At 55.9% G+C, this 15,000-nt stretch carries 14 protein-coding genes; 5 read left to right on the forward strand and 9 right to left on the reverse strand.

What is annotated here, in order from left to right; translation table 11 throughout:
- The first annotated feature begins 481 nt into the window (after positions 1-481).
- Positions 482-868, forward strand: a complete 387-nt coding sequence (locus J3U88_RS16185) for a hypothetical protein (protein WP_207859965.1) — start codon at positions 482-484, stop codon at positions 866-868.
- Between the two features lie 290 nt (positions 869-1,158).
- Here the strand turns inward: J3U88_RS16185 and J3U88_RS16190 are convergent, their stop codons facing one another.
- Positions 1,159-1,917: a tetratricopeptide repeat protein gene (locus tag J3U88_RS16190; RefSeq protein WP_207859966.1), complete on the reverse strand. Its 759-nt coding sequence runs from the start codon at positions 1,915-1,917 to the stop codon at positions 1,159-1,161.
- A gap of 552 nt (positions 1,918-2,469) precedes the next feature.
- Here J3U88_RS16190 and pdxS point away from each other — a divergent pair.
- The 4 genes from pdxS to J3U88_RS16210 all read left to right on the forward strand — a co-directional run bounded on the left by pdxS (position 2,470) and on the right by J3U88_RS16210 (position 5,465).
- Positions 2,470-3,354, forward strand: a complete 885-nt coding sequence (gene pdxS / locus J3U88_RS16195) for a pyridoxal 5'-phosphate synthase lyase subunit PdxS (protein WP_207859967.1) — start codon at positions 2,470-2,472, stop codon at positions 3,352-3,354.
- A 7-nt stretch (positions 3,355-3,361) separates the two neighbouring features.
- A complete protein-coding gene (gene pdxT / locus J3U88_RS16200) occupies positions 3,362-3,934 on the forward strand; it encodes a pyridoxal 5'-phosphate synthase glutaminase subunit PdxT (RefSeq protein ID WP_207859968.1) in 573 nt (190 codons plus the stop codon).
- A gap of 84 nt (positions 3,935-4,018) precedes the next feature.
- Positions 4,019-5,011, forward strand: coding sequence for a CAF17-like 4Fe-4S cluster assembly/insertion protein YgfZ (ygfZ, locus tag J3U88_RS16205; RefSeq protein ID WP_207859969.1), 993 nt, complete (start codon positions 4,019-4,021; stop codon positions 5,009-5,011).
- A 7-nt stretch (positions 5,012-5,018) separates the two neighbouring features.
- Positions 5,019-5,465 (forward strand): 6-carboxytetrahydropterin synthase, encoded by a 447-nt coding sequence (locus J3U88_RS16210; protein ID WP_207859970.1) that lies wholly within the window; start codon positions 5,019-5,021, stop codon positions 5,463-5,465.
- 696 nt (positions 5,466-6,161) lie between these two features.
- Here the strand turns inward: J3U88_RS16210 and J3U88_RS16215 are convergent.
- From J3U88_RS16215 to J3U88_RS16250, 8 genes are all read right to left on the reverse strand, one after another.
- Positions 6,162-8,657, reverse strand: a complete 2,496-nt coding sequence (locus J3U88_RS16215) for a serine/threonine-protein kinase (protein ID WP_207859971.1) — start codon at positions 8,655-8,657, stop codon at positions 6,162-6,164.
- A 353-nt stretch (positions 8,658-9,010) separates the two neighbouring features.
- The gene (gene frr, locus J3U88_RS16220; protein ID WP_207859972.1) at positions 9,011-9,568 is read right to left on the reverse strand and encodes a ribosome recycling factor; all 558 of its coding nucleotides are present in this window, start codon (positions 9,566-9,568) and stop codon (positions 9,011-9,013) included.
- On the reverse strand, positions 9,562-10,284 hold the full coding sequence (pyrH, locus tag J3U88_RS16225; protein ID WP_207859973.1) for a UMP kinase: 723 nt from the start codon (positions 10,282-10,284) through the stop codon (positions 9,562-9,564). Before pyrH ends, frr begins: the two co-directional genes overlap by 7 nt.
- A 248-nt stretch (positions 10,285-10,532) precedes the next feature.
- Positions 10,533-11,615 (reverse strand): redox-regulated ATPase YchF, encoded by a 1,083-nt coding sequence (gene ychF / locus J3U88_RS16230; protein WP_207859974.1) that lies wholly within the window; start codon positions 11,613-11,615, stop codon positions 10,533-10,535.
- A gap of 421 nt (positions 11,616-12,036) precedes the next feature.
- Complete coding sequence (locus tag J3U88_RS16235; RefSeq protein WP_207859975.1) at positions 12,037-12,501, reverse strand: cyclic nucleotide-binding domain-containing protein; 465 nt, start codon at positions 12,499-12,501, stop codon at positions 12,037-12,039.
- Between the two features lie 32 nt (positions 12,502-12,533).
- Positions 12,534-12,818: a hypothetical protein gene (locus J3U88_RS16240; RefSeq protein ID WP_207859976.1), complete on the reverse strand. Its 285-nt coding sequence runs from the start codon at positions 12,816-12,818 to the stop codon at positions 12,534-12,536.
- A 146-nt stretch (positions 12,819-12,964) separates the two neighbouring features.
- A complete protein-coding gene (locus J3U88_RS16245) occupies positions 12,965-13,327 on the reverse strand; it encodes a response regulator (protein WP_243435979.1) in 363 nt (120 codons plus the stop codon).
- A gap of 171 nt (positions 13,328-13,498) precedes the next feature.
- Positions 13,499-14,803, reverse strand: a complete 1,305-nt coding sequence (locus tag J3U88_RS16250) for a molybdopterin molybdotransferase MoeA (RefSeq protein ID WP_207859977.1) — start codon at positions 14,801-14,803, stop codon at positions 13,499-13,501.
- Between the last annotated feature and the right edge of the window lie 197 nt (positions 14,804-15,000).

The raw sequence follows: 15,000 nt of genomic DNA on the forward strand, positions 1-15,000 counted from the left end.
ATCAGCCCGCATTTCTCACCAGAAGCTCTGCTCCCGCGTTGAAACAGCTGCAATTACTTAGATTACTCGGTTGCACCGTTGCAAAGCAACGGTGACAGCCTCGACGTGGCGCTGCTACGCCTGCCCGCGGTCGTAACCTGTGTCCTCACAACGATTTCAAAGCCTCGCGACGAATTCTGGTGAGAAATGCGGGTTAGCGGTTCTTTTCCCGCCGCCTCAGGAATCCGGCCCGAGGTTTCAACCGGACCCATTCTCAGGGAGGACCGGCCCGACCTGGTTTAACCTTCCCCTACCAAGTCTTTTATCCTAATCTAAATAGGTTACTTGATGCAAACAAGTCGGCCCATTCCGAACCGAAAAACACAGCTTCCGCGAATGATGAGGGTTAATCATGAGCGAATCTCAACTCTTCTTTGATTTTCGAAACTTCCATGCCGGACCGCCCCCAGGCGCCCCCAAATCCGCAACAAACGGATGGCTCATGGTTCATCAACCGCGAACAACGGACACCGCCCTGTACGACCGGGCCTTCCTGCTCTCCATCAACACGCCCGCGACGCACCCACTCAGACTCCGCGGCGCAGCAACGGGCTTCGATGAAGCCTTGCGTTTTTTCGAGCAAGTCATCCGCGGTCGCATCGACGCCAACCTGCCGGGACGCTTGCTCACTTACTTTTCAGCGGCACCAAAAAACGTGACAGCGCACCAATTCGAACAGACCGGGTTCGGGGCCCAATTCACATTACCCGGCCCAAAACAGGGGTTAAACGGGTTTTTAGAGAAAAACGAGGCCCCCTTCACCAACCAACCCCATCAAATTGAGGCAGCGCAAAGGGTCGTCTCCTGGCTGAAGTCAAAAATCCGCTAATCCACGTGCCTCACCAGCGGATCTACCCCATAAAAAAAGACGCGGACTCCAAACATCGAGCAGGGTGAGACGGGGCAATTAATCCCGGCTCATCCCTCTCACAGAACCGTACCTACGGGCCTCGTATACGGCTCCTGCAAGTTATCCGCCCTAGACGGGCACAAGAACGCCGGTTTGGAGGCTTTCCTTGCATCTTCTTTCAGTCGGCCGGGTTGGCCCGCCACGCTGGGCAAACATCAAAAAAGCCGGTCATCGACCGGCTTTTTAGCAATAAACAACGGAAAGGACGCTTAGGAAGCGGCGCCTGCATCGGATGCGGGACTCGCCTCATCCAATTCCTTCAACAACTCTTCCACTTTACGGTAGACGGGCGAACGATCAACCGCTTCCTTGTCTTTGTAACGATCAATCACGGCATTGGCCAAGGTGCGCGCCTGGGCGAAATCATTCTTCCCTTGGAAACAACGCGCACGCTGGTAGTTAACAAAGTCTTGCATGTCGGGGACCACACTACCGGACTTCGCCAACTTATCGTAATGAGAGAGCGCTTCATCAAAAGCTTTTTTTGCAAAGTGATAATCGCCCAAACCTTTGTGGGCGAAGAAGTGGTAACCGGAATCGCCTTTCAGAACTTCTTCATAAACCGCGGGAATTTCATCCTGACGGCCCAGGGCGGCCAGGGCGCCGGCTTTGAGAAGAAGGGCTTGCTGCTTGGCAGCGCCACTCAAGGAAGGAATGGTATTTTCCGCTTCAGCCAAGGCTTGTTCGTATTTCTGTCGCTCGCTGCTGAAATCAAAGCGGTCACGCGTATCATCAACCTGCGCAAACAAAGGGCCTTCAATTTGATAGACCTGGCCTGCAGCGTTTTTGGCGGCGTTGTCACGGAAGGACATTACCAAAAAGATAAGGCCCAACAGCGCAAAAGCGCCGACCACGGCACCGATTACCGTGCGTGGTGATTCCTTGGTTTGAGAGATACCGCTCTCAAGCGCGGCCTTGAATTCGTCGGTTTTCAGCAACTCTTTGCGTTCATCTTTGCGTTTGGTCATGGCAGGGATTCCTCAAGCTTCACAGTTCTTGTTCAGCTACGATAAAAATGAACCCGGAAAACCTCACGTCTCAAAAAGAACAAAGACACGAATAAAAAAACGGCTGGGGGGTTCGCATCGCAGACAGTAAGTGCGGCGTTTGCGTCAAATCGGGGCACATTTCACCACAAAGATGATCATGATACACGAATCGCAAGCAGAAAAAAGTAAAACCTTACGCGCTCAATCGGTGGGAACGGGTAGGTGGTCGCCGTCGAGGGTCGCGGCACCGGCACCGGGAAGGGTTGCGAACCCGAATCAGTCCCCTTTGGTCGTCATTATTTCAATTTCTGCGTGCCGGAAACCAAGCGGACAAGTTGCATTGCAACGGCTTTAGAGCGATAATCATGCTCCGAAAATGAGGTGGTTCCACCACACCTTGAAGCACCCCCGATTTTTCTCGCGCCGCAAGGCAAGCGAAGCTTTGTAATCACGATTCAATTTTTTTTGACAAGGCGCTTCAAGGGTTGGAGCAAACACTCGCTCTAGCAACCACTTACTGGGAGGCATGGATTGAAAGAAGTAGGAACGATTGAGCTCAAAACCGGCTTGGCCGAAATGCTCAAGGGCGGCGTCATTATGGACGTTGTCACGCCCGAACAAGCACGCATCGCGGAAGACGCGGGCGCTGTTGCCGTCATGGCACTGGAACGGGTCCCGGCCGATATCCGCGCTCAAGGCGGAGTGGCCCGGATGTCCCCTCCTGAATTGGTAACTTCCATTAAAGAAACGGTCAGCATTCCGGTGATGGCCAAATGCCGCATCGGCCACTTCGTGGAAGCCCAAATTCTGGAATCACTCGGCATCGACTTCATCGATGAAAGCGAAGTATTGACCCCAGCAGATGAAAGCAATCACATCTGGAAACACGATTTCAAATCGCCCTTCGTTTGCGGCGCCACCAATTTGGCAGAAGCACTGCGCCGCATCGGCGAAGGTGCAGCGTTGATGCGCACCAAAGGCGAAGCCGGCACGGGGAATGTCATTGAAGCAGTTCGCCATATGCGCTCCATCAACAAAGGCATCGCGGAATTAAAAGCCATGGACCCGGCCTCGCTGATGAGCGCGGCCAAAAACATGGGTGCGCCTTTCACCCTGGTACGTTACGTGGCGGAACACGGCAAACTGCCGGTTCCTAACTTCGCCGCGGGCGGCATTGCCACGCCGGCGGACGCGGCACTGATGATGCAGCTCGGCGCCGAATCGGTTTTTGTCGGCTCCGGGATCTTCAAATCCGGCGACCCACTGAAACGCGCCACCGCGATTGTCAAAGCAACCACGCACTACCGAGACCCCAAAATTCTTGCGGAAGTTTCCGCGAATTTGGGCGAAGCCATGGTGGGCATCAACATCAGCGACATCCCCCAAGGCGAACTCCTCGCCGGCCGAGGCTGGTAAACGCCTGATGATCGGTGTCTTAGCCATACAGGGCGGCTTTGCCGCCCACCGCAAAACGCTTGATCGGTGCGGCGTCGCCTCCAAAGAGGTGCGCCTCGCCGAGGCTCTTGAGGACTGCGATGCACTGATCCTGCCGGGCGGCGAATCCACGACAATGCTCAAACTCATTCAAGCGTTTGATCTCAAACCCGCCTTGGATCAGTTTGCCGCATCCGGGAAAGCCGTGCTTGGAACCTGCGCCGGGGCCATTCTGCTCAGTCAACGGGTAACCCACCCGGAGCAAGACAGCCTCGGCTGGTTGCCGGCCGACATCGAACGCAACGCCTACGGTTCTCAGGTCGACAGTTTCACCGAAAGCCAATCCTGTCCGACGTGGAACCTTGCCGAATACCACGCGCTGTTTATTCGCGCCCCACGATTCACCAACATCCAGGGCGAAACCAAGGTCATCAGCAGGCTGGGTGATCAAATTACCGGCGTCCAGTATCGCAACCTGACTGCCGTGACCTACCATCCCGAGCTAACCGACGACACGCGTTTTCATCGCGCTTGGTTAGATCATTGTGTATATTCAAATTGAGGGTTCGGCCGGAAAAAAACCGGTCGAACCTTCCCTTTTCGACAAGGGGCACCGCCCCAAAACCCGTCGCGCCGAGTTAACCTCATGAATCAACAGTCAGGCCGTCCCGATCAGATCCTCGACACCCAGGGCGATTACCAGCTCTCCGCCAATTACGGCTCAGCGGAATATGACGCCCTCCAACGGCGCGCCGGCTTGGTCGACCTCACCCAAGAACGTTTGCTTTCCCTGCGCGGCCGCGACGTCTTCTCATTTCTGCAAGGCATGCTTACCCAATCGATGCAGCCCTTTCCCGTCGGCGAAGCCAAGCCCTCGCTTCTGTTGGACGCTTCCGGTAAGGTGCAAGCCAAACTGAACCTTTACCACCTGGAAGACAACCATTTGGTCATGGAATGCCCCTTCGAATTGCGTGACACGATTCAAAAAAACCTGTCTCGTTTCGTCATCATGGAAGATGTAACCATTCGCCCCTTGACGGACTATTACTTCTTTTCACTCCAAGGCAAGGAAGCGCCTTTGCACCGCGAGGCGCTCGCCAAGATTTATCCACACTGGCACTTTATCGACCATAATCGCTGCGGCTTTGGTGGAACCGATGTGCTGTGCGGTCGCGAAGAAGCAGGCGATGCGGTTACCGCCCTCATCGACATGGGCTTGGCACCCATCGGGTTCAACGCCCTCAACCGAGCCCGCATCGAAGCGTTGATTGCCTGGTTCGGCATCGACATGCTCGCCGGTCAAAACCCCTTGGTTTGCGGAGTGAGCGGCATCGCTTTTAACAAAGGCTGTTACATCGGCCAAGAAACGGTTGCCAAAACCAATGACCGCGGTCGCCCACCACAGGTTTTATGCCTGGTCACCGGCGATCCCGACGGCAAGGTCGGCACACTCCCCCGCCCGCTCACCTTGGAAGACAAACCGGCCGGCAGCTTAACCTCGCTGATGAACAACCCGGAACGAGGCGTCTCTGTCGGGCTAGCCCTCGTCAAAACAAACTACGCCACCCCCGGCGCAACCCTAAACGATGCGACCGGCACATTTTTTCACGTCACAAAAACGGTGACCCACAAGGTTTAAAAACGCCATGTTCGTCGATGATCAAGAATATGAAATCGTGGTCAGTGTCCAAAAACACTTCCACGCCTCCCATGCATTGCCGGCCCGCCCCGAGCTGCACGGGCACCTATGGGAAGTTGAGTTTAGCGTCTCCGGCCCATTAGATCCCCGCACCGGGATGGTTCATGACATGCTCGACCTCGCTAAGTTTTTCGACCCTTATGTCAAAGAGCTGGACGGGTGCAACCTCCACGAATGTCCCCAGTTCACGAGCGACAACCACCTCGTCAACACCACCCAACAATTTCCTACCTGTGACACGCTCGCCCATTATTTCCTGTGGCGCCTTCAACCCATATTTAGAGAAGACCCCCGCTTCCACAACCTCAACCTCTGCGAAATTTCGGTCTCCATTTGGGAAGAGGATAAAAGTGCGCGCTGGGGTCGGGCAACCATCCGTCCTAAGTTGCGGTGAGGATCGCGGTCTGAAGAATCGGCTTCTCGACTGCTTGGGTTCCAATCAGCTTGGCTTGGGCTCCTTTTTTTAACAGGAAGGCAGGATGGATGGAGGATGCGGCTTTGCCGTCCCCCCCTCTCAACCACTTCCCGCCGCGGATAGGGCCGTTACTTCGTTTGGCTTCCACCGAACCGCGATAAAGCGCCCACCACCACGTCCCACCGCAAGTCACCCCGCTGTTCCGGTTGGTTTAAGCGATAGCTCCTAACCCACATTTCTCAAAAGGGATTCTGCACCGGGGCAACCCCATGCGATGACGAGGGTTTGCCATCCGCGGGGCGGGCGGCCGTATTACTGGGTCTTGCCGCTTCCGCCGCGGCTGCTACGCCGAATGGTCGGCCCCGCGAATGCTCGGCCCCGCGAATGGTCGGCCCCGCGAATGGTCGGCCCCGCGAATGCTCGGCCCCGCGAATGGTCGGCCCCGCGAATGCTCGGCCCCGCGAATGGTCGAACCCCTCCTTGTGAGAAATGCGGGTTAAACCAGAAAGGGTTCGAATGCACAGTCACGCCGCGCCTTCCTCGAAATAACGGCGCCATCCGCGTCGGGAACCGGCAACCAAGGGTTCCCATCATCAGCCGCATCCTCAAACCATCCTGCTATCCTTGTGAGAAATGCGAGCTAACCCCTACGGACACACCGCATCCCAAACCATCCTAAAGCGTGAGACGCTCTTGGAAAACCTCGCGCTTGTTCTGGTTTTGGGTTTGGTCGTAGAGGAAGAGGATGGTCTGGATCGCCTCTCGGGTAGCTGGATGGTCGTTACCGAATTGGCGCGCAAAGGTTTCGTAACAGGCGATCAGCAAGGGCTCGGCGCCCAGCATCAGTTTCTGGTCCATGTAGAGACGGCCGCGCAACAGTTGAAGCCGCAGACACAACCGGTTTTCCGGCTCAAAATAGAAGGTCGCCGCCCGATAAGCGTAGCCGACCACCACCGCGGCCTCCTCAAAGCGGTATTGGGTACGCAGCCATTCGGCCCAAAGCGCTTCCAGCTCTAAGGCGCGCAGTTGGAAGCCACCGCCGAACTGGCGCACGGCCGAACGACTGCGCTCTAACCACAATCGTGCTTCTTCCGGTTTGTTTTGCGCAATCGCAATTTTGCCCCGCAAAACGCCACGCCAAAAATGTTCGAAGGCATACTCGGGTTCAGGCGCGGCGCCCTCCGCGGTTTCCGCAAGCTGAAGGGCGGCCTCGGCATCACCGACCCAAATCCAGGCATCCACCATTTCGTTGCGGGCCCGCAACGCCAAAATATGGGCCTCAACATCCCGCTCCTCGCTGGCAAGATGAATTTTCTCAAACAACGAAAGCGCCTGTGGGAATTGACCCAGCCGGGCCCGAATCCGCCCCTCCCAAAGGTGGAGTGACAGTTCATGAATGGGCGATTCACGACGTACGTCGGCCACATGTCCGCTGACCGCGCGTAAGTCGCGCAAGACATCGCGGTAGTCACCCGCTGTTAAACGCAATGCAAGGAAATTGAGCATAAATTCACGATGAATCGCCGAGGACGGGGAGCCCTGGGCGACAACGGCCTCATAAACGGCCCGACGCCGGCCCTCGAGAAACCGCCAGCGAAAGTTGGCGGGCAGCAACAGTTCACCCTCGACTAAACGACGGTAGGCCGCATAAACCGCGGCGGGCTCTTCATCCTCGGAACGGCCGTCAAGTTGGAGGTACAACCAAAGCTCGCGAATGGCCATGGTCATCGGATGATCTTCGCCAAACACCAAACGCCCTTGCTTCAGTAGTTGGTCGGCTTGTTCCACGGCCTGCTCGGGTTTGCGATCCCGCACCAGAGCAACACATAACTCCAACCGCGTGCGTAGGGTGCGGGGATGCCAAGGGCCGTAGTTTCGTTCCAGAAGGGAGCAGCCGAAATCGAGCAGGTAAACCGCGTCGGTGGTGCGGCTTTCGTTGAGTAACTTTTTCCCGACCAGAACGGCGACCGCCGCTTGGATGCGCGGATGACGATCAAATTCAATTTCAATGCGCTCGACGATTTCGCGAGGTTCCAAGGGAATGGCCACGGAAATCGAGGGCGATTGTTCCCACGGCGAAGCGGCCTCAAAATCCACCACAAGGTCTTCGACGAAGTTTAAGATGGTCACGGCTTTTTGCGATTCGGCGGAAGCCTCCTGCCGCGAGGCGGCGGCCTCGTCCGCGGCTTGATAGGCACGCAACATAGCGGCGGTGGTCCCTAGCAAGCCGGCAACCAAGGAGAGCAACACCAGGAAGGTCGCCAAAACGGGGTAACGGTTCTTTTGGATGAACTTATAGATAAGGTACAAAGGGGTGGCGGGGGTGGCGGTCACCGGCTCGTTGGCAAGCAGTCGCCCCAGATCGGAAGCCAAGGCGAGTGCACTCTGATAACGATTCTCAGGCTCTTTTTGAATGCACTTCATGGTGATGTTCTGCAGGTCCTGGGGCAAGTCGGGTTGCACCCGTCCAATCGGCTCCGGTTCCTTTTCCATGACATCCAACAACACTTCCACGGTGTTGTCACCGCTGAAGGGCGCACGGCCCACCAGCAGGAAATAAAGGGTGGCACCGAGGTTGTAAATATCGGAAGTGTGATCAAGGTCGACCCGGCCCTCGGCCTGCTCCGGCGACATGTAAGCGGGCGATCCTTTTACCTCGCCTTCAATGGTGTTGCTGGGCGCGGTTTTTTGCTTGGCAACCCCGAAATCCATGAGGAACACATGGGCGACATCGCCGCGTTCCATCATGATGTTTTGCGGTTTGATATCGCGGTGAATCAAACCGCACTCATGGGCCTTGTGCAAACCCTCGGCAATTTTTTGGATGGCCAGCACTTTCTCGCGCAACGACATCAACCGCACGGCCCGATCCAAGGTAATCCCTTCAATGTATTGCATCACCACGTAAGGAAAACCGCGCAACACCCCTGTTTCATAAACCTTACAAACATGCTCGTGATCGACGGTCGCTTGGTTCCGCGCCTCAATCATCATCTTCTGGGCGCGCTCCGGGTCGCCGGCATGATGCAAAATTTTTATGGCTACCCAGCGATTAAGCTGCTTGTCAAACGCCTGATAGACCCGGCCCATCGCACCTTTGCCCAGGAACTTCCATATTTCGTAGTGGTCGACCATTTCGCCGGGCTGTAACGGCACAAACTCATCATTCATCAAAAACGTCTCCGCGAGCCTTGAGTCGCCACCACCACCCCGAATACGCGGTCTCGGCCAAAAACCGGCAGGCCACCCATGCGGTCGTTGCCGCGCTCGATGGGGAAATCGCGGCGGAACCCGTCAAAAAAGCTGGGCCGCGATCGGGAGAGATACCCGTGGCGAGAAAGGTCGGGAAAGGGGATTTTTATAGTAACACCAACACGGAACAATAATAAAGAATGGACATGGTTAACCTTATGACCCCGAAACCCAACGCGAGACACACGAAGGATAACGGAACCCGGCGGACATCAGAAATGAAAACAGGCCGGCATGAACCGGCCCGCGGAAACGCAAAGAACCCAGGCGGGTTAAACGTCGAGAATCTCGCTCTCTTTGCCTTTGGTTAACTTGTCGATTTCGCCGACCTTGCCGTCGGTAATCTTCTGGATCTCATCCAGACCACGGTGCAGGTCGTCCTGCGAAATCTCTTTCTCCTTCTCCAACCCTTTCAAAGCGTCGTTCACATCGCGGCGAATGTTGCGCACCGCGGTTTTGGCGGCCTCGGCCAACTTGTGCACCTGCTTGACATATTCCTTGCGGCGCTCCTCCGTCAGTGGCGGAACGGAAATGCGAATCAGGGCGCCGTCGTTGTTGGGGGTCAAACCGAGGTTGGCACCGAGAATCGCTTTTTCAATCGGTCCCAACATGTTGGGTTCCCAGGGTTGAATGGTGATCAGGTTGGGCTCGGGATTGGCGAGCGCGGCTACCTGATTAATCGGCGTGGGCGAACCGTAGTAATCAACCTTTACCCCGTCAAAAACGGCCAAGGAAGCGCGACCGGTGCGCACTTTCGACAATTCGCCGGCAAACTTCTTGACGGCCTGTCCCATCCGGGTTTTCGCATCTGCATAATGTTCGTCTAACATGATTCCTCCACTAGGGTTCCGATTTCTTCACCACATACCGCTTTGACAATGTTGCCGGGTTTGGTCATTTGGAACACAAGGATCGGCATTTTATTGTCCATACACAGGGAAATGGCGGTAGCGTCCATCACCTTGAGCTGCTTCTCAAGCACATTCATGTGACTGGTCCGCTCGATTCGCTGGGCGTTGGGATTTTTCACCGGATCTTCGGTGTAAATCCCGTCAACTTTGGTCGCTTTCATAATAATGTCGGCACCCACCTCAACCGCGCGCAATGCGGCGGCGGTATCCGTTGTAAAAAAGGGGTTGCCGGTTCCGGCGGCAAAAATCACAATGCGGCCGGATTTCAAGTGGTGCATCGCCCGAGGACGGGTATAGGTTTCGGCGACTTGGCGCATATCAAAAGCGCTGAGGACACGGGTGGGAATTTCGTGTTTTTCAAATGCGTCTTGCAACGACAGGCTGTTCATGACGGTCGCCAGCATGCCCATGTAATCCGCGGTGGCGCGCACCATGCCGGCGGCCGCATTGGAAACGCCGCGAAAAATATTGCCGCCGCCGACCACCACGGCAACCTGAATGCCCATACGATGGACTTCGCGGATTTGTGACGTAAGGGAAGCCACCGTATCGGGGTCCACCCCGAACTCACGTGGTCCCATGAGGGCTTCGCCCGAGAGCTTCAACAAAATACGTTGGTATTTAGGTTCGGACAAGGGATTTCCTCCTCGGGATGGGATGCCGTATTCTAACCTATATCGCGGGCTTCTCACCAACGATCTATCCCCCGCAAAAATTTCCCCACAAAAGGCCACACCCGGACAGGTAAAACATTGATGACGCGGAATTTGTCAACCCCCGCCCGGACACAAAACCCGGCCGTCAACCACCCCGACGGGCCCACAACCAAAAAACCCCGCCGAGTCAACGGCGGGGTTTTTTGGTCGATGACTTTTTCGGTCGTTTACACGTTGAACTTAAAGTGCATGATGTCGCCGTCGGCAACCACATATTCCTTGCCTTCTTGACGCATCACCCCGTTGTTGCGGATTTCAGCCTCGGATTGGTGCTTCTCCAAATCGGCGATGGTAAACACCTCTGCTCGGATAAAACCGCGCTCAAAATCAGTGTGAATCACACCCGCGGCTTCAGGCGCCTTCGCCCCGACCCGAACGGTCCAAGCCCGGATCTCTTTCTTACCGGCGGTAAAATAACTTTGCAAACCCAGCAAGCGGTAGGTTTCGCGGGTCAAGGCATGCAAACCGGGCTCTTCCAACCCCAGTTCACTCAAAAATTCAGCGGCCTCTTCCGCTTCCATGTCGGACAGTTCCGATTCAATTTTGCCCGAGATCAACACAACCCCGGCCTGCGCTTTGGCGGCATGCTCACGCAGCGCGGCGACCTGGGCATTCTCTTCACCCAACTCATCCTCGTGAACGTTGGCGATGTAAAGCACCTCTTTCATGGACAACAGGAACATGGGCTTCAAGGCCTCGCGCTCCAGCTCGCTAAAATCAGCGTGGGCCAACCACTGGCCGTCGTTGAGCTTGTCCAAGGCAGCCCGGATCGCGGCGGCTTGGGTTTTGGATTCTTTATCCGGCATTTTGGCGATGCGCTTCAAGCGTTTTTCCAAGGAGTCCATGTCCGCCAACATCAGCTCGGTTTCAATGGTTTCCACATCGCGCATGGCGTCGACGCTGCCGTCAACGTGGATCACATCGCCCTCAAAACAACGAACAACATGCAAAATCGCATCGACCTGGCGGATATTGGCGAGGAATTGGTTGCCGAGGCCTTCGCCTTTACTGGCGCCGCGCACCAAACCGGCAATATCGACAATTTCCAAGGCCGCGGGAATCACCTTCTCGGTGGTAATAAACTTTTGAATCTGCTTGAGGCGCGGGTCCGGGACCGGAACCACCCCGACATTGGGGTCGATGGTACAAAAAGGGTAGTTGGCGCTTTGCGCTTTCCCCGAAGTTAACGCATTAAAAATCGTGGATTTGCCCACATTGGGTAAGCCGACGATACCCGCCGATAAGCTCATTTCCCGCCTCCGAAAACGACGCCCGCGGACGTCAAAAAATAACAGCCGACCCATTGCGGCGCCGGGCATTGTAGCACAAGGAGGGGATGGAAGGGTGCCCCCACTCGGGTTTGATTGGCCGCGGCTCGGCTTGGGTTCCTTTATTTCTCGGGATCGCGGGATCGGTCGAGGATGCGGCCCTACCCTTCAACCCCTTTTCCGCCCAACCTCCGGTTGCGCTCACCTATTCCCGACGCGGATGAAGCCGAACCTTCGAAAAACCATCATTCCGAAGGCACGGCTTCATCCGCGGCCGGGAATTGCCACAAGAGGGCGCCCACGCCCGCCCGCATCTTCCATCCATCCTCACATCCCGCGAAATAACGGATACCACGCCCTGCCAAATAGGGCGCATCCATCCACCAAACCAAAAAGATCCGCGTTAAAAGCCGCTGTTAGCCAGGCTCATGATCACTTGGAATTTTTCGTTGGTGGTGCGTAGGCGGTCGGTGAGGGTACGACAAAAGGCCCACAGGAACTTGTAAGCAATCGCTTGATTGCGGTCAAACAGGGCCACCAAATCCTGCATGGTGATGGCAAACAACGAGGTTTGCACGTGCGCAATGGCATAAGCCGAACGATCCTGGCGGTCAAACAAGGCCATCTCGCCGAAAAAGCTGCGGGATTCTAAAACAGCCAGCGCTTCTTCCGTACCGTTGTGCATTTTGGAAATACGCACGGAACCGGAAACGACGAGGTAAATGGTGTCGCCGGGATCACCTTCTTTGAAAATCACCGTGTCGGCGTTGTAATTTTTGACACAGCCAATCATGACCACTTCGAGCAACTCATCTTCTGTGAGCTCGTTAAACAACACGGTCTGACGCAAAAACTCTTGGCTGAGCAATTCAGGTGCTCCCGACAGGAAAAGAAAGAGGGTTAGAGATTGTCATGGATCGTTTTGAGTTGACGACCCATGTCCTGATTGACACGCTCCAGTTTAGCAAGGTTCTCATTCTTGGAATCGTTAATCAAACTTTCGATTTTCTTTTCGAAACTGACAACGTGTTTGGTGAGTTCGGTAATGCGTTCCTGTAACTCTTGTGTTTCCGCAAGCTGACGACCGCGGTTGGGGTCGGGCTGCTTAAGAATGAAAATCACCACGGAAAGGAGGATGGCGTTAAGGATTCCGAAGATCAGGCCAAGGAAGACAAACGTCTGCATGAAGCCAACCTAACAAAGGGACGGGCATGGTGAGAAGCGTGTCAAAACGTCGCGGACGAAAGCCACGCCTATCGTTCATGGTAGAAGGGAGGGGACTTGTTCGGCCGCGAAACAGGAGCTCGCGGCCGTCCGTTCAGTCACCCCGACTAAGAGTTAATCAAGAGTTCGATTTTCTCTTTGAGGGTTTCAGGCGTGAACGGTTTGACAACATAGTTGTTAACCCCAGCCTGCAAAGCTTCAACGATATCCTCTTTGGCGGCGTTGGTCGTTACCATGAGGATCGGTACTTCTTTGTAGGGGCCGGAACGCACTCTTTTCACAAATTCAAGACCGTCCATCTCGGGCATGTTCCAGTCGGTAATGATGACGTCAACGCCGCCTTCATCCAACTTTTGGAGCCCGGTCTTGCCGTTATCGGCCTGAACGACGTCTTTATAACCAATGCGGGCAAGCGTATTAATAATGATGCGTCGCATGGTGGTTGAATCATCAATCGTCAGGATTTTCAAAATCAACCTCCTGGGGTTAGCTCTTGGAGTTTTTTTCGGAGATGCCTTATCCTACCGAGGTTGACACAAAAGAATCAATACCGGAAACACGATGGTACCCATAGAGTCCCGGAGAATATTGCGGATCTTTTGCAGTTCGAAAAGGTTAAAGCACGCCCATTCTAACCGATGTCACGGATTGAACGGAAGCAAAACTTGGACAAGTTCACCTTTCTTCAGAGCATCACCCGGCAAGACCCGGAGCAAGGCCTGACAGAAGGAAAAACGGGTCACATCACCGGAGCCACTCGTCGTCAAAGGCATCACCGAGAAGCCTGCCGCCCGCCGTACCACCCGCGCGGGAACAAATAACGGCAAACGCCCCCCATTACGCACATCACCTTCCAAGGGAAGCTGGATAAAACCGGGCGGGGTCAAAGCGCCCACCTGGAGTCCACGCACCAACGGCTGAACAAACAACAAGGTCCCTACCAAAGAAGATACCGGGTTCCCAGGCAAACCGAGCATCAGGGTGCCGGCGCTGTGTTTTCCGAACCACACGGGTTTGCCGGGTTTCATGCGTACTTTGTGAAAAAGCGGCTGAAAACCGGCCTGAGCGGCGGCCCGAGGTACGTGATCAAATTCGCCCATGGACACGCCGCCGGTCACCACCACCACATCCAAATCGGTGCAACGGGCCAAGGCGGACTCGGTTTCCGCCAAATCATCGGGCAAAACCCCCAGATGCTGTAGCTCCAGCGCGCTGTCGCCGAGCCCGGCGGGCCCAAGCGCGAAGGTGCCGGTCGAGCCCGACAGCGCGGCGGCAACGGCCAGGGCGTTGCTGTTGTATATCTGCCCCGGTCGCAACTCGCGACGGTAATCGACGACCTCGTCACCCGTGGTGGCAACGCCGACCCGAATCGGACGACGCACGGAGACCCGTCGCACCCCTTGGGACAACAAGGCGGCCAACATCGGCGCGGTAACCCGTGTGCCGGCCGGCGCGAGAACCTCGCCACGTGCGATATTCTCGCCGCGACGCCGAATATGCCGACCGACGATCAGCTCGTTTTGAAGATGGGCGATCTCGGGTTCACCCGGGGTAAAGGAAACATCCTCAACCATTACCACGGTGTCGCAGGTACTGGGAATCGGCGCGCCGGTCATAATGCGAACACAATTTTGGCCAATAGGTTTGGCATCGTCTGGAACATCGCCGGCGGCCACGGTGGCGACAACCGGGCAAGCCAGCGGTTCACCCGGCTTTTTAAGCGCGGCGCTCAAGGCGATGCCGTCCATGGCACTCTGGTCAAACGGCGGATTATCGCAACGGGCGACGACGGTTTCCGCGAGCACCCGCCCCAAGGCGGCCTCGACCGGCAAGGAGGGGTTGGCGGGGGCCGGGGATACAGCGGCGACGGTTTCGGCCAACAGCCGCCAAGCTTCCTCGAGTTCGATCATAAAAGGATGAGCGGGCCTGTGATGGGCGCCGGCCATAAAACCTCCAAAACGTGATTAGAATAAAACACCGGCATTTTACCTAAGCGGCGCGATAAGCGTGAGGGATTTCCGCTAAAAGTCTGGAGCGAAATGGCTTGAAAAAAGCAAGCCGGGGTCGCGCACGACCGCACCCGCCGGATGCGGTCGTGCATTTTCACAGGCCCTTGCAGCCCAGAGGTTTGGCTAAAATCACC

Source organism: Acanthopleuribacter pedis (genome assembly GCF_017377855.1).
In the GTDB taxonomy this organism is placed as follows: Bacteria; Acidobacteriota; Holophagae; order Acanthopleuribacterales; family Acanthopleuribacteraceae; genus Acanthopleuribacter; species Acanthopleuribacter pedis.

Excerpts from the sequence above, each read along its gene's own strand:
- J3U88_RS16185 (WP_207859965.1), top strand. The coding sequence starts at position 482 with ATGGTTCATCAACCGCGAACAACGGACACCGCCCTGTACGACCGGGCC.
- J3U88_RS16190 (WP_207859966.1), bottom strand. The coding sequence starts at position 1,917 with ATGACCAAACGCAAAGATGAACGCAAAGAGTTGCTGAAAACCGACGAA.
- pdxT (WP_207859968.1), top strand. The coding sequence starts at position 3,362 with ATGATCGGTGTCTTAGCCATACAGGGCGGCTTTGCCGCCCACCGCAAA.
- ygfZ (WP_207859969.1), top strand. The coding sequence starts at position 4,019 with ATGAATCAACAGTCAGGCCGTCCCGATCAGATCCTCGACACCCAGGGC.
- J3U88_RS16210 (WP_207859970.1), top strand. The coding sequence starts at position 5,019 with ATGTTCGTCGATGATCAAGAATATGAAATCGTGGTCAGTGTCCAAAAA.
- J3U88_RS16215 (WP_207859971.1), bottom strand. The coding sequence starts at position 8,657 with ATGAATGATGAGTTTGTGCCGTTACAGCCCGGCGAAATGGTCGACCAC.
- frr (WP_207859972.1), bottom strand. The coding sequence starts at position 9,568 with ATGTTAGACGAACATTATGCAGATGCGAAAACCCGGATGGGACAGGCC.
- ychF (WP_207859974.1), bottom strand. The coding sequence starts at position 11,615 with ATGAGCTTATCGGCGGGTATCGTCGGCTTACCCAATGTGGGCAAATCC.
- J3U88_RS16240 (WP_207859976.1), bottom strand. The coding sequence starts at position 12,818 with ATGCAGACGTTTGTCTTCCTTGGCCTGATCTTCGGAATCCTTAACGCC.
- J3U88_RS16250 (WP_207859977.1), bottom strand. The coding sequence starts at position 14,803 with ATGGCCGGCGCCCATCACAGGCCCGCTCATCCTTTTATGATCGAACTC.